At 57.0% G+C, this 13,207-nt stretch carries 11 protein-coding genes; 7 read left to right on the plus strand and 4 right to left on the minus strand.

Annotated features, from left to right (window positions below):
* Positions 1–26: 26 nt before the first annotated feature.
* Positions 27–1,544 (minus strand): chromosomal replication initiator protein DnaA, encoded by a 1,518-nt coding sequence (gene dnaA / locus AB4O36_RS26120; RefSeq protein WP_460119500.1) that lies wholly within the window; start codon positions 1,542–1,544, stop codon positions 27–29.
* 565 nt (positions 1,545–2,109) lie between these two features.
* Between dnaA and rpmH the strand changes: the two genes are divergently transcribed.
* The 5 genes from rpmH (at position 2,110) to mnmE (ending at position 6,034) form a co-directional block, all read left to right on the plus strand.
* On the plus strand, positions 2,110–2,244 hold the full coding sequence (gene rpmH / locus AB4O36_RS26125) for a 50S ribosomal protein L34 (protein ID WP_003213577.1): 135 nt from the start codon (positions 2,110–2,112) through the stop codon (positions 2,242–2,244).
* A gap of 16 nt (positions 2,245–2,260) precedes the next feature.
* The gene (gene rnpA / locus AB4O36_RS26130) at positions 2,261–2,662 is read left to right on the plus strand and encodes a ribonuclease P protein component (protein WP_010465490.1); all 402 of its coding nucleotides are present in this window, start codon (positions 2,261–2,263) and stop codon (positions 2,660–2,662) included.
* Entirely contained in the window at positions 2,655–2,900 is a 246-nt protein-coding gene (yidD, locus tag AB4O36_RS26135) for a membrane protein insertion efficiency factor YidD (RefSeq protein WP_150733942.1), read from the plus strand. Before rnpA ends, yidD begins: the two co-directional genes overlap by 8 nt.
* A 2-nt stretch (positions 2,901–2,902) precedes the next feature.
* Positions 2,903–4,582: a membrane protein insertase YidC gene (gene yidC / locus AB4O36_RS26140; RefSeq protein ID WP_460119502.1), complete on the plus strand. Its 1,680-nt coding sequence runs from the start codon at positions 2,903–2,905 to the stop codon at positions 4,580–4,582.
* A gap of 81 nt (positions 4,583–4,663) precedes the next feature.
* Positions 4,664–6,034, plus strand: a complete 1,371-nt coding sequence (gene mnmE, locus AB4O36_RS26145; protein WP_460140604.1) for a tRNA uridine-5-carboxymethylaminomethyl(34) synthesis GTPase MnmE — start codon at positions 4,664–4,666, stop codon at positions 6,032–6,034.
* A 41-nt stretch (positions 6,035–6,075) separates the two neighbouring features.
* Here mnmE and AB4O36_RS26150 read toward each other — a convergent pair whose 3' ends face one another.
* The 3 genes from AB4O36_RS26150 to AB4O36_RS26160 form a co-directional block, all read right to left on the minus strand.
* Positions 6,076–8,511, minus strand: a complete 2,436-nt coding sequence (locus AB4O36_RS26150) for a TonB-dependent siderophore receptor (RefSeq protein WP_460140605.1) — start codon at positions 8,509–8,511, stop codon at positions 6,076–6,078.
* Between the two features lie 121 nt (positions 8,512–8,632).
* The gene (locus AB4O36_RS26155; protein WP_460140606.1) at positions 8,633–9,601 is read right to left on the minus strand and encodes a FecR domain-containing protein; all 969 of its coding nucleotides are present in this window, start codon (positions 9,599–9,601) and stop codon (positions 8,633–8,635) included.
* A complete protein-coding gene (locus tag AB4O36_RS26160) occupies positions 9,574–10,080 on the minus strand; it encodes a sigma-70 family RNA polymerase sigma factor (protein WP_460140607.1) in 507 nt (168 codons plus the stop codon). The genes AB4O36_RS26155 and AB4O36_RS26160 overlap by 28 nt, the downstream gene beginning before the upstream one ends.
* A 578-nt stretch (positions 10,081–10,658) precedes the next feature.
* Between AB4O36_RS26160 and mnmG the strand changes: the two genes are divergently transcribed.
* Both mnmG and rsmG read left to right on the plus strand, forming a co-directional pair.
* Positions 10,659–12,551 (plus strand): tRNA uridine-5-carboxymethylaminomethyl(34) synthesis enzyme MnmG, encoded by a 1,893-nt coding sequence (gene mnmG, locus AB4O36_RS26165; protein ID WP_460140608.1) that lies wholly within the window; start codon positions 10,659–10,661, stop codon positions 12,549–12,551.
* Positions 12,548–13,192, plus strand: a complete 645-nt coding sequence (rsmG, locus tag AB4O36_RS26170; RefSeq protein ID WP_460140609.1) for a 16S rRNA (guanine(527)-N(7))-methyltransferase RsmG — start codon at positions 12,548–12,550, stop codon at positions 13,190–13,192. The genes mnmG and rsmG overlap by 4 nt, the downstream gene beginning before the upstream one ends.
* Positions 13,193–13,207 lie beyond the last annotated feature (15 nt).

Raw genomic sequence — 13,207 nt, forward strand, 5'->3', positions numbered from 1 at the left:
GCCTTAATTAGCTGCGCTGGAATTCATCAAGTGGTCAATGTACGCAGCAGGTTCTTGTAGTCCTCGCGGATGTCCGCGTCGGATTCCTTAAGTTCGTTGATCTTGCGGCAGGCGTGCAAAACCGTGGTGTGGTCACGGCCACCAAACACATCGCCGATTTCCGGCAGGCTGTGGTTAGTCAACTCCTTGGACAACGCCATGGCAACCTGTCGCGGACGTGCCACCGAACGCGAACGGCGTTTGGACAGCAAGTCGGAAATCTTGATCTTGTAGTACTCGGCGACCGTACGCTGAATGTTATCCACAGAGACCAATTTGTCTTGCAGCGCCAACAGGTCCTTCAGGGATTCGCGGATCAGCTCGATGGTGATGTCGCGGCCCATGAAGTGCGAGTGAGCGATGACACGCTTGAGCGCGCCCTCGAGCTCACGGACGTTGGAGCGAATGCGCTGGGCGATGAAGAACGCGGCGTCGTGAGGCAGATCGACTTTGGCCTGGTCGGCCTTCTTCATCAGGATCGCAACCCGGGTTTCAAGTTCCGGCGGCTCGACGGCGACCGTCAAACCCCAGCCAAAGCGCGATTTTAGACGCTCTTCAAGCCCTTCGATTTCTTTCGGGTAGCGGTCACTGGTGAGAATGACCTGCTGGCCACCTTCGAGCAGAGCGTTGAAGGTATGGAAAAATTCTTCCTGGGAGCGTTCCTTGCGCGCAAAGAATTGAATGTCATCGATGAGCAGTGCATCCACCGAACGGTAAAAACGCTTGAACTCGTTGATGGCGTTCAGTTGCAGAGCCTTGACCATGTCGGCCACGAATCGCTCCGAATGCAGGTAGACGACCTTGGCATTCGGGTTTTTCTTTAACAGGTGGTTACCCACAGCATGCATCAAGTGGGTTTTACCCAAACCTACGCCACCATAAAGGAAGAGCGGGTTGTAACCGTGCTTGGGGTTATCCGCCACCTGCCAGGCCGCAGCCCGGGCCAGTTGGTTGGACTTACCCTCAACGAAATTTTCAAAGGTGAACGTGCGGTTCAGGTAACTGGTGTGCTTGAGCGCACCCTCGACCTGGACGGTGCGCTGTTCGGAACGCACCGGCGCCTGTTGCGAGCTGGCCCCTGCCATCGGGTCGAAACTGTCGCGGGAAGGCTCTTCGTCGACATGCGCGACATTTTTGGCAGCCGCCCTCAAAGCGGCTGCCGGGGCCGAGGCTGGCGCACTGACCTGTGGCTGAGCCGCCTGTGCCTGTGAAGCAGCAGCAGCCAGCGGCGCATTCGGCGCGGCACGCGGTGCCGAGCTGCGTTTGCTGCCTATTAATAAGGAAAGCGCCGGCGCCATCCCATTGCCATGCTCATCGAGCAGCTCAAGGACGCGACCCAGATACTTTTCATTGACCCAGTCGAGGACAAAACGGTTGGGTGCATAGACACGCAACTCGTCGCCTTCGGCTTCGACCTGTAGTGGACGGATCCAAGTGTTGAATTGTTGGGCAGGCAGCTCATCGCGCAGAAGCTCCACGCACTGCTGCCAAAGTTCCACTGACACGGATATCCCCTAAGTAGAAAGCCGGTGAGGCAAAAACAAGCGGCCATTGTAACGACCAGACGCCGACTTATCCACACGAAGGTTGTGCACTGACCAAGAAGAATCAACGCTTTATGAGCAAAAAAGGCGACCAGTGGTCAGTGAATAAGCTCTGTGGATAACCGCCCTTGAGATCGTTGCACAACTCGACGGATAAGTCAGTGGATAACCCGCCTGTGGATAACACTGTCTTTCGCACACAGCTTATCCGCCCCTGCAACACAGGCTGAACACGGTTTTCCACTGTAGTTGTCATTCTCTGTACATCACGTAATAGAGGCTCCCAAGGCAGTTATCCACAGATGAATGGCGCCTTAGCTTCTATAAGCTTTACAGAAAAGCTTTAAATACTTTCCTTCTTTATTTTTATGTTTGATCAAGGTTGAACAGGATCCAGAGGGTCACGCATCTATTTATGAGGAAACGCTGGTTGGAAATTGACCTGAGGACTTGCTTTCTCTAGAATCCCCGGTCTCTTAAAACGGGGGCCATTCCGGCCCGTTGTGGACGAACCAGGTAACACGACATGAAACGTACTTTCCAACCAAGCACTATCAAACGCGCTCGCACCCACGGTTTCCGTGCCCGCATGGCTACCAAGAACGGTCGTGCCGTCCTGTCGCGTCGTCGCGCCAAAGGTCGTGCGCGTCTGGCAGTTTGATAATCCGGCACTGCAGGTGAGTCAGGACTTCAGTCGGGAAAAGCGTCTGCTTACACCCCGGCATTTCAAGGCAGTCTTTGACTCCCCTACCGGCAAGGTTCCGGGGAAAAATCTCCTGCTCCTTGCGCGCAACAACGATCTTGATCACCCCCGTCTCGGGCTGGTTATCGGGAAAAAGAGCGTAAAGCTCTCCGTTGAGCGCAATCGCCTCAAACGTCTAATGCGCGAGTCGTTCCGCCTGAATCAGGATTCCCTGGTCGGTTGGGACATCGTTATCGTCGCGCGCAAAGGTTTGGGCGACGTAGAAAACCCCGAATTGATTCAGCATTTCGGCAAACTCTGGAAGCGTCTGGCGCGCAGCAAGCCAGTACCAGCAGTCAAAACCGAAACTGTAGGGGTAGACAGTCCAGATGCGTAAACTGGCGCTCGTTCCGATCCAGTTTTATCGCTATGCCATCAGTCCAATGATGGCCAGCCACTGTCGTTTCTACCCCAGTTGTTCCTGCTACGCGTTGGAAGCCATCGAAAATCATGGCCTTCTACGCGGTGGCTGGCTGACCTTTCGTCGTTTAGGTCGCTGTCATCCGTGGAATCCCGGTGGTTATGACCCGGTTCCACCTATCCCTACCTCCCGTTCTTCTTCGATGGCCGAGTAATCATGGATATCAAACGCACGATCCTGATCGTCGCCCTGGCAATCGTGTCCTACGTTTTGGTTCTCAAATGGAACCAGGACTATGGCCAGGCTGCCCTGCCGACTCAGAATGTTGCAGCCAGTACGACCACACCGGGTCTACCGGATACGCCAACTGGCAATAATGCTTCCGTCAGTGACGACATCCCCCGCGCCGCAAACGAGACCAGTGCTCCTGCTGAAACGCCAGTGGCTGTCAGCAAGGATCTCATCCAGATCAAAACGGATGTGCTCAACCTGGCAATCGACCCACAGGGTGGCGATGTTGCCCAGTTGACGCTGCCACTGTATCCGCGTCGCCAGGACCATCCGGACATCCCGTTCCAGTTGTTCGATAACGGCAACGAGCGTACTTATCTGGCTCAAAGCGGCCTGATCGGTGCCAACGGTCCGGATGCAAATCCTGCTGGTCGTCCGGTGTACTCCTCGGAGAAGAAGGTTTATCAGCTGGCAGATGGTCAGGACCAATTGGTCGTGGACCTGAAGTTCAGCAAAGACGGCGTCAACTACATCAAGCGTTTCACGCTGAAACGTGGCCTGTATGACGTAACCGTCAGCTACCTGATCGATAACGAAAGCGCCCAACCTTGGTCGGGTGCGATGTTCGCGCAACTCAAGCGTGATGCCAGCTCCGATCCTTCTTCCAGCACTGCCACCGGCACCGCGACTTACCTGGGCGCCGCCCTGTGGACAAGTTCCGAGCCGTATAAGAAAGTGTCGATGAAGGACATGGACAAGGCTCAGCTCAAAGAAACCGTCAACGGTGGTTGGGTTGCTTGGTTGCAACACTACTTCGTGACTGCCTGGATTCCGGCGAAGGGCGAAAACAACGTCGTCCAGACCCGTAAAGACAGCAAAGGCAACTACATCATCGGCTACACCGGCCCTTCGCTGACCGTTGCTCCGGGTGCCAAGGCTGAAACCAGCGCCATTCTGTACGCCGGCCCGAAAAGCCAGGCGGTGCTGAAAGAGTTGTCCCCAGGCCTGGAACTGACCGTCGACTACGGCATTCTGTGGTTCATCGCCCAGCCGATCTTCTGGTTGCTGCAACACATCCACGCGATTGTGGGTAACTGGGGCTGGTCGATCATCTTCCTGACCATGCTGATCAAAGGGATCTTCTTCCCGCTGTCGGCTGCCAGCTACAAATCCATGGCCCGCATGCGTGCAGTCGCACCAAAACTGGCTGCGCTGAAAGAGCAACATGGCGACGACCGGCAGAAAATGTCGCAAGCCATGATGGAGCTGTACAAGAAGGAGAAAATCAATCCGCTGGGTGGTTGCTTGCCAATCCTCGTACAGATGCCGGTTTTCCTCTCCCTGTACTGGGTTCTGCTGGAAAGCGTGGAAATGCGCCAGGCGCCGTTCATGCTGTGGATTACTGACCTGTCGATCAAGGATCCGTTCTTCATTCTGCCGATCATCATGGGTGCAACCATGTTCATCCAACAGCAGTTGAACCCGACACCTCCGGATCCGATGCAGGCCAAGGTGATGAAAATGATGCCAATCATCTTCACCTTCTTCTTCCTGTGGTTCCCGGCCGGTCTGGTGCTGTACTGGGTAGTGAACAACTGCCTGTCGATCGCCCAACAGTGGTACATCACACGTAAAATCGAAGCGGCTACCAAAGCGGCTGCCTGATTTACACTGTGGATAACCACTCAAGACGCCCCCTAGTGGGGCGTTTTGCTATCTGTCACTTTTGTCTCTGGATACCGGTTTATGAGCGCTCCCCGTGAAACCATCGCTGCCGTCGCTACGGCTCAAGGTCGTGGCGGTGTCGGCATCGTGCGTATTTCCGGGCCGTTGGCCAGTGTTGCAGCCAAGGCTTTCAGCGGCCGCGAACTCAAAGCCCGCTTCGCTCACTACGGACCGTTCCTCGGTGCAGACGACGAGGTCCTGGATCAGGGCATCGCGCTGTATTTCCCCGGGCCGAACTCGTTCACCGGCGAAGACGTGCTGGAGTTGCAAGGGCACGGTGGGCCGATCGTCCTGGATATGCTGTTGCAGCGTTGCCTGGAACTGGGTTGCCGTCTGGCGCGGCCGGGTGAATTCAGCGAACGCGCCTTCCTCAATGACAAGCTCGACCTGGCACAGGCCGAAGCCATCGCTGACTTGATCGAAGCCAGCTCTGCGCAGGCAGCGCGCAATGCGCTGCGTTCATTGCAGGGCGCTTTCTCCGCGCGTGTGCATAACTTGACTGAGCAACTGATCGGGCTGCGCATCTATGTCGAGGCCGCGATCGACTTTCCGGAGGAGGAAATCGACTTTCTCGCCGATGGCCACGTGCTGAGCATGCTCGACAAGGTTCGTGAAGAGTTATCCACAGTGATGCGTGAGGCCGGGCAGGGCGCCTTGCTGCGCGACGGCATGACTGTAGTGATCGCCGGTCGGCCAAACGCTGGCAAATCAAGCCTGCTCAATGCCCTGGCTGGCCGCGAAGCAGCGATTGTCACCGAGATTGCCGGTACAACGCGTGATGTTTTGCGTGAGCATATCCACATCGATGGCATGCCTCTGCACGTCGTGGATACCGCCGGTCTGCGTGACACCGATGATCATGTGGAAAAGATCGGCGTCGAACGGGCGCTCAAGGCTATCGGCGAAGCCGACCGAGTGCTGTTGGTCGTTGATGCCACCGCCCCCGAAGCGCTCGATCCTTTTGCCCTGTGGCCGGAATTCCTTGAAACCCGACCCGATCCTTCAAAAGTCACGCTGATCCGTAACAAGGCCGACTTGACGGGTGAGGCGATCGCCCTGGATGTCAGCGATGATGGCCATGTCACCATCAGCCTCAGTGCCAAATCGGCGGGATCGGGACTGGAATTGTTACGCGACCACCTGAAGGCCTGCATGGGTTATGAACAGACATCCGAAAGCAGCTTCAGCGCTCGTCGCCGGCACCTCGAGGCTCTGCGCTATGCCAGCGACTCCCTGGAACACGGGCGTTCACAACTGACCTTGGCGGGAGCAGGGGAGTTGCTGGCCGAGGATTTACGCCAGGCTCAGCAATCATTGGGCGAAATCACCGGCGCATTCAGCTCCGATGATTTGTTGGGCAGGATTTTTTCGAGTTTCTGCATAGGGAAATAACTGTGGAGCGCTGTGGAAAACTTATCCACAGCCCTTCAACGTTACCAGTTATAGGACACCGTACCCAGCAAGGTGCGATCCTCACCCCAGTAGCAGCGGCCGGCATCGTTACAGCCTGATACGTATTCCTTGTCGAACAGGTTTTTCGCGTTCAGGTCGACGCTCCAGTGGCTGTCGATCTGATAACCGACCGCCGCGTCCACCAGGGTAACGTCGCCGGCATCGAGCTTTCCATACAAGGTCGGTGCCGTGTAGGCGAACGCGCTGTCAAAGTAGCGCACGCCGCCCCCAACGTAGAACCCTTTCAGGCCACCCTCCAGGAAACGGTATTTCGCCCAGGCCGAGGCTTGATTGCGCGGCACGCCCGTCATTTGGTGACCTTCGACCAACGAGGCAGCGGCATCTTTGGTAATCCGTGCATCTGTGTACGTGTAGGCGGCCGTGACGTTCAGATTAGGGGTCAGGTTGCTGTTGAGTTCCAGCTCCACGCCCTTGGACCGACTTTCGCCCACCTGGCGATAGGTCGAGGTGGTGGCGTCCAGATAGGTGTCATCCTTCTTGCGCAGGTCGTACACCGAAGCGGTGAACGCTGTATCCCAACCCGCCGGCTCGTATTTGAGACCGACTTCATACTGGCTGCTGGTGATCGGGTCCAGTGGCTGGCCGGAGTTGGAAATCTGCTGTACCGGGACAAAGGCTGTGGAATAGCTGACGTAGGGCGTAAGGCCATTGTCGAACTGGTACATCACGCCGCCCTGGTAGGTGAACTTCTTATCCACAGAGCTGATGTTTGCGCCGCGGGCGACCTTGTCACGGAAATCACTGTCGACCCAGTCCTGCCGACCGCCCAGCAAGAACAGCCAGTGGTCATATTTGCTCTGGATCTGTGCATAAACACCTTTCATCTGCTGTTCAAGCAAAGTGTTCTGCACGGCAATTGGTGTTGTCGGATCACGCAGGTAAACCGGGTTGTAGACATCGATCGGGCCGACCAACCCTGCATTCCAGTCCTGGTTGAACGAGGTGCGGTCAAAGCTGCCGCCAAACAGCACGGTGTTTTCCAGGCCACCCACCTGGAACTTGCCTTCGAGCTGGTTATCCAGCGAGTAAACCATCGACTTGTTGAAGCGATCGTAGGCGGTCATGTTCACGCGCGTGCCAAACCCGGCGTTGTTCAGGTTGCCCGGCCAGGTTTCATGACGGTTGATGCGCGATTGCATGTAACGCGAGTTCTGCCGGAACTGCCAGTCATCGTTAAAGCTATGGCTGAACTCGTAGCCGACGCTCCAGGTTTCCCTTTCGAAGGTGTTCCAGTCCGGATCCCCCAGCATCGTGTCCTTGTCCAGTTTGCCGTTGGGGTTCTTCAACAGAGTACCGGCAGCAGGCAGGCCCAGCTCCATGTTGGTGTGATCCTTCTGGTAATTGGCCAGCAGTGTCAGCGTGTTGTAGTCATCGAAATTCAGGGTCAGGGATGGTGCGATGTAGATCCGGTCGTCCGGTACGTGCTTGGTCTGGGTATCCGAATTGCGTCCAAGCATCACCAACCGGCCCAGCACATTGTCGTTTTCGGTCAGTGGCCCGGAAACATCGATGCCCAATTGCCGCCTGTTGTTGGAACCGTAACCGAGTTGCACTTCACCTTGCGGTGCGGAAGTCGGGCGCTTGCTCACCAGGTTGACCAGGCCGCCCGGCGCGTTTTCGCCATAAAGCAATGACGAAGGGCCGCGAAAGACCTCGACGCGTTCAAGGCCATAGGGTTCGGTGGTGGTGTCATAACGGTTGCCTTGCACGCGCAGGCCGTCGCGCAGCAGGCCGTAGCCGTAGTCTGTAGCGTTGAAACCCCGAATGAAGAACAGATCCCCAGCCAGGCTGTCACCGGCCGCGAACGGCGGCGCGAAAATACCGGGCACGTAACCCAGGACCTCGGTCAGGGTCTGGGACTTTTGATCTTTCATGCGCTGGGCGGTGACGACCGAGATCGAGCGCGGGGTTTGCGATAGCGGCGTGCTTGTTTTGCTCCCCACCCGACTGTTGTTGGCCTTGTACCCCGTGTCTGCGGCGTAATCGAGGTACATCTCGTTCGGCTGCTGGCCATTGATGTTGGTGGTGCCGAGTACCAAGGGACCGCTGTCGGGGACCGTTTGCAGGATGTAGCTGCCCGGCGCCTGGGGCACGGCCTGCAATCCGGAACCTTGCAACAGAACGGAGAAGCCCTGTTCCACCGGATAACTGCCGGACAGGCCCTGCGTACGCAAGTTGGCAGTCTGCTGTGGGGAAAACGAGAGAATCACGTTGGCCACGGAAGCGAACTCGCTCAGGGCTTTATCCAGCGGGCCAGCCCCGATGGCGTAACGCTGGGTGGCATCGGCGGCCATGATAGGGGGGGCGAACAGCGCGCTCGTGGCGGCGCTGCTCATCAGCAAACTGTAGGCAATGCAATGGGGAGTGAAACGCTTACGCAAGTGAGGAAGTCGCATGGGTAGTCAAAGCCCTGAAGGTGGCAAATGCCGCGTTGAACCGCGATTACCTGTAGGGCCGTTACAGGGAAAAAAAAGATAACCCTGTAGTGAACAAATTTTCGTGCATCGCGCAAACCGCTTAACCGACCTGCTTGATCGATACCCAGTACCGCGTGAAATAACTGACGCTGACCGGTAATGATGCTTTCAGGTTGGCCAGCACCGCTTCGGTTGAGTCCAGGCGGAATGTCCCGGAGACCCGCAGGCGTGCCGCACGCTCATCGCAGTGCAAGACCCCTGAGCGGTAACGACCCAGTTCTGCGATCACATCCCCCAGCGGTGCATCGAGGGCGATCAATTGACCGTTGATCCAGGCAGCATCGGTGGAGCGATAGAGATGAATCGCACCGATGCGATGGCTGTCGAAGTCCACGCCTTCACCGGCCACCAACACTTGGGAATGCTTGGGCTGGTCGTATGGCTGGATGCTGACCCGGTCTTCAAGCACCCCGATCCGCGAGGAGCCGGATAACTGGCGCACTGAAAAACGGGTGCCCAGGGCCCTGATACGACCTTCGCGGGTGTCGACAAAAAACGGTCGCTGGTCGCCCTGCTTGCCGGTGCGGACCAGGATTTCCCCTTCGCGCAAACGGATCAGGCGCTGCTCTGCGTCGAACAGCACATCAATGGCGGTGCCGGTATTGAGGTGAATCTGACTGCCGTCGGCCAGCTCGATCTTGCGCCGCTGTCCGACCTTGGTCCGGTAGTCCGCCCAGATGTTGCCCACAGGGGTGTGTTGCTGGACGTTCCAGCCCAGGTAACCGGTGCCGGCGAGGATCAACAGCAGTTTGAGCACCTGGCGACGTTGTTGCGTCGAGGACAATGCCCGCCGGGACAGGTCCCGGGGCAGGCTGCCGAGTTGACGTTGAACCTGTTCCATGTGGTTCCAGGCAGCCAGATGCGCCGGGCTGCTGTCGACCCAGTGTTGCCATGCCTGACGCTGGGCCGCCGTGGGCGGTTCGGATTGAAATTGCACGTACCAGGTGGCGGCAGCTTCGAAGACTTTGCGGTCGGGGATCATCAGCGTGCCGCCATGATCATCGAGCATTCGGTCAGTGCGCGGACCATGTGTTTTTTCACGGTGGTCAGGGACACCTTCAGCTGATTGGCGATCTGTTGATAAGTCAGCCCCTCGATCTGCGACAGCATGAAGATTCGCTGTGCCCGGGCCCCCAGGTTAGCGAGGGCTTTATCCACAGCGACCAGGGTTTCAATAATCAGCGCCTTGTCTTCCTCGCTGATGGCTGTCGCTTCCGGTCGTTCTGCCAGGGTTTGCAGATAAGCCACCTCGATTGCGCGCCGGCGATAGCGGTCAATCACCAGCCCGCGTGCCACGGTTGCCAGGTAATCCCTAGGCTCAAGAATCTGGCTGGCGTCTCGTGAGCCAAGTAGGCGCACGAACGTATCGTGCGCCACGTCGGCTGCATCGCAGGCGTCATGCAGTTTCCCCTTCAACCATCCATACAGCCACGAATGGTGCTGCACATAGATGCGCTCGATTGCTGCGGTGTGGGGTGGCATGGACATAAAGGCAAGAGGAGGGTGGCTTAATGATAATAGCTATTATTAGCTTTTGTTACATGTCCTCACAATACCCTGCATTCAACCTCGTGCTCCTCGATCCCCGAAGTACACGTGCCTTTGGCAGTGAGGGCATGACTGCCATCTGAATGTGGCCACCTCTGAGCGATTTCTGTGGATTAAGCCCTGTGAATAACCGCACCTGAGGGCGGTTGATAACAGGCCTCGAAAGCTGAACATAAACCCCTCTGTGGATAAACACCACTTTAATCCACAGGCTTAAACCGGTTATCCAAGGCCCTCCTTCGCACATGGACACAGGGTTATAAATCTCTGTACACCATGTTATATAAGGCCTGCATAAATCTATCCACAGATTTGATGGTCACTAAGAATAAACATAAAAACAAAGATTTAATAAATTTCTCTCTTTTTAATTTCTATAACTCCGACTTCTCCACAGCTGGTTAAATTTTGTGCAAAGGGTTCTTTAGAGAAGGCGAAGTCCCTATACTTGTCGACCAGGTTCAGAAACCTGTCCCAATTTTCCTGAATTACCTACTTAAGCAGGCACGAGGTGCGTGGTGGATTTCCCTTCCCGTTTTGAAGTGATCGTCATCGGCGGCGGTCATGCCGGTACCGAGGCAGCACTGGGCTCAGCACGCATGGGTGTGAAAACCCTGTTGCTGACGCATAACGTGGAAACCCTCGGTGCCATGAGCTGCAACCCCGCCATCGGAGGGATTGGCAAAAGCCATCTGGTCAAGGAAATCGATGCCCTCGGCGGCGCGATGGCTCTGGCTACCGACAAAGGCGGTATCCAGTTCCGTGTATTGAACAGCCGCAAAGGTCCTGCAGTGCGTGCAACCCGCGCCCAGGCCGATCGCGTTCTCTACAAGGCGGCCATTCGCGAGATCCTGGAAAACCAGCCCAACCTGTGGATATTTCAACAGGCTGCCGACGATCTGATCGTGGAACAGGATCAGGTGCGCGGTGTCGTGACCCAAATGGGCCTGCGTTTCCTCGCGGACTCGGTGGTGTTGACCACTGGCACCTTTCTGGGCGGACTTATCCACATCGGGATGCAGAATTTTTCCGGCGGCCGCGCCGGCGATCCGCCGTCGATTGCCCTGGCACACCGCTTACGCGAACTGCCCCTGCGAGTTGGTCGCCTCAAAACCGGTACGCCCCCGCGCATTGACGCGCGGTCTGTGGATTTCTCGGTCATGACCGAGCAGGCTGGCGACACGCCGATTCCGGTCATGTCGTTCATGGGTTCCAAGGAACTGCATCCACAACAGATCAGTTGCTGGATTACCCACACCAATGCCCGGACTCACGAAATCATCGCGGCCAACCTTGATCGCTCGCCGATGTATTCCGGGGTGATCGAAGGGATTGGCCCGCGTTATTGCCCGTCGATTGAAGACAAGATCCATCGCTTTGCCGACAAGGAAAGCCATCAGGTCTTCATCGAGCCGGAAGGCTTGACCACCAATGAGCTGTACCCGAACGGGATATCCACATCACTGCCATTCGACGTGCAATTGCAGATTGTCCAGTCGATCCGCGGCATGGAAAACGCGCACATCGTGCGTCCGGGCTATGCGATTGAATACGACTACTTCGATCCACGGGATTTGAAATACAGCCTGGAAACCAAAGTCATCGGCGGCCTGTTCTTTGCCGGGCAGATCAACGGCACCACTGGTTACGAAGAAGCCGGCGCCCAGGGGCTGCTGGCCGGAACCAACGCTGCGCTGCGCGCACAGGGCAAAGAAGCCTGGTGCCCTCGCCGCGATGAAGCCTACATCGGCGTACTTGTTGACGACCTGATTACCCTCGGCACCCAAGAGCCGTACCGCATGTTCACTTCCCGCGCCGAATACCGCCTCATCCTGCGGGAAGACAACGCGGACCTGCGCCTGACTGAAAAAGGTCGTGAACTGGGTCTGATCGATGACGCCCGCTGGACGGCTTTCTGCGAAAAACGTGAAGGCATCGAGCGAGAAGAGCAGCGTCTGAAAAGCACCTGGGTCCGGCCAAACACTGAACAAGGCGATGCGATTGCCGAAAAGTTCGGCACCCCGCTGACCCACGAATACAACCTGCTCAACCTCTTGAGTCGTCCGGAAATCGACTACGCTGGGCTGGTCGCAGTGACCGGCGGGGGCGCAGAAGATCCACAGGTTGCCGAACAGGTCGAAATCAAGACCAAGTACGCCGGTTACATTGACCGTCAACAGGATGAAATTGCCCGTTTGCGCGCCAGTGAAGACACGAAACTGCCTGTGGATATCGATTACACGAGCATTTCCGGGCTGTCCAAGGAAATCCAGAGCAAGTTGGGCGCTACCCGCCCTGAAACGCTCGGCCAGGCATCACGTATCCCCGGCGTTACCCCGGCTGCGATTTCGCTGTTGATGATTCATTTGAAAAAACGCGGCGCTGGCCGTCAGTTGGAGCAAAGCGCTTGAGTTCGTTGGTCACCTCGAAACACGCCGAAGAGTTATCCACAGGCGCTCGCCAGCTCGGTGTTGCCTTGACAGAAACCCAGCACGCGCAGCTGCTGGGCTATCTGGCCCTGTTGATCAAATGGAACAAGGCCTACAACCTGACTGCGGTACGCGATCCGGACGAGATGGTGTCGCGTCATCTGCTCGATAGCTTGAGCGTGATGTCATTCATCGAAAACGGGCGCTGGCTCGACGTGGGCAGTGGCGGCGGCATGCCGGGTATACCGTTGGCCATCCTGTTTCCGCAGGCGCAAGTCACTTGTCTGGACAGCAACGGCAAGAAAACCCGCTTCCTGACCCAAGTCAAACTCGAGCTCAAGCTGGACAACCTGCAAGTTATCCACAGTCGCGTCGAAGCCTTCGAGCCTGCCCAGCCATTCAACGGGATTATTTCCCGGGCGTTCAGCAGCATGGAGAACTTCACCGACTGGACCCGACACCTGGGCGATGGCGATACACGCTGGCTGGCAATGAAGGGCGTTCATCCTGCCGATGAGCTGGTAGCATTGCCGGCAGACTTCCACCTCGATAGCGAACACGCCCTGGCCGTACCCGGTTGCCAAGGCCAACGCCATCTGCTGATACTGCGCCGCACGGCATGATTGGGAACACAAGCA

Source organism: Pseudomonas sp. S2_E01, assembly GCF_054668365.1.

Excerpts from the sequence above, each read along its gene's own strand:
- mnmE (WP_460140604.1), top strand. The coding sequence starts at position 4,664 with ATGAGCGCTCCCCGTGAAACCATCGCTGCCGTCGCTACGGCTCAAGGT.
- AB4O36_RS26160 (WP_460140607.1), bottom strand. The coding sequence starts at position 10,080 with ATGTCCATGCCACCCCACACCGCAGCAATCGAGCGCATCTATGTGCAG.
- AB4O36_RS26150 (WP_460140605.1), bottom strand. The coding sequence starts at position 8,511 with ATGCGACTTCCTCACTTGCGTAAGCGTTTCACTCCCCATTGCATTGCC.
- rpmH (WP_003213577.1), top strand. The coding sequence starts at position 2,110 with ATGAAACGTACTTTCCAACCAAGCACTATCAAACGCGCTCGCACCCAC.
- yidC (WP_460119502.1), top strand. The coding sequence starts at position 2,903 with ATGGATATCAAACGCACGATCCTGATCGTCGCCCTGGCAATCGTGTCC.
- yidD (WP_150733942.1), top strand. The coding sequence starts at position 2,655 with ATGCGTAAACTGGCGCTCGTTCCGATCCAGTTTTATCGCTATGCCATC.
- AB4O36_RS26155 (WP_460140606.1), bottom strand. The coding sequence starts at position 9,601 with ATGCTCGATGATCATGGCGGCACGCTGATGATCCCCGACCGCAAAGTC.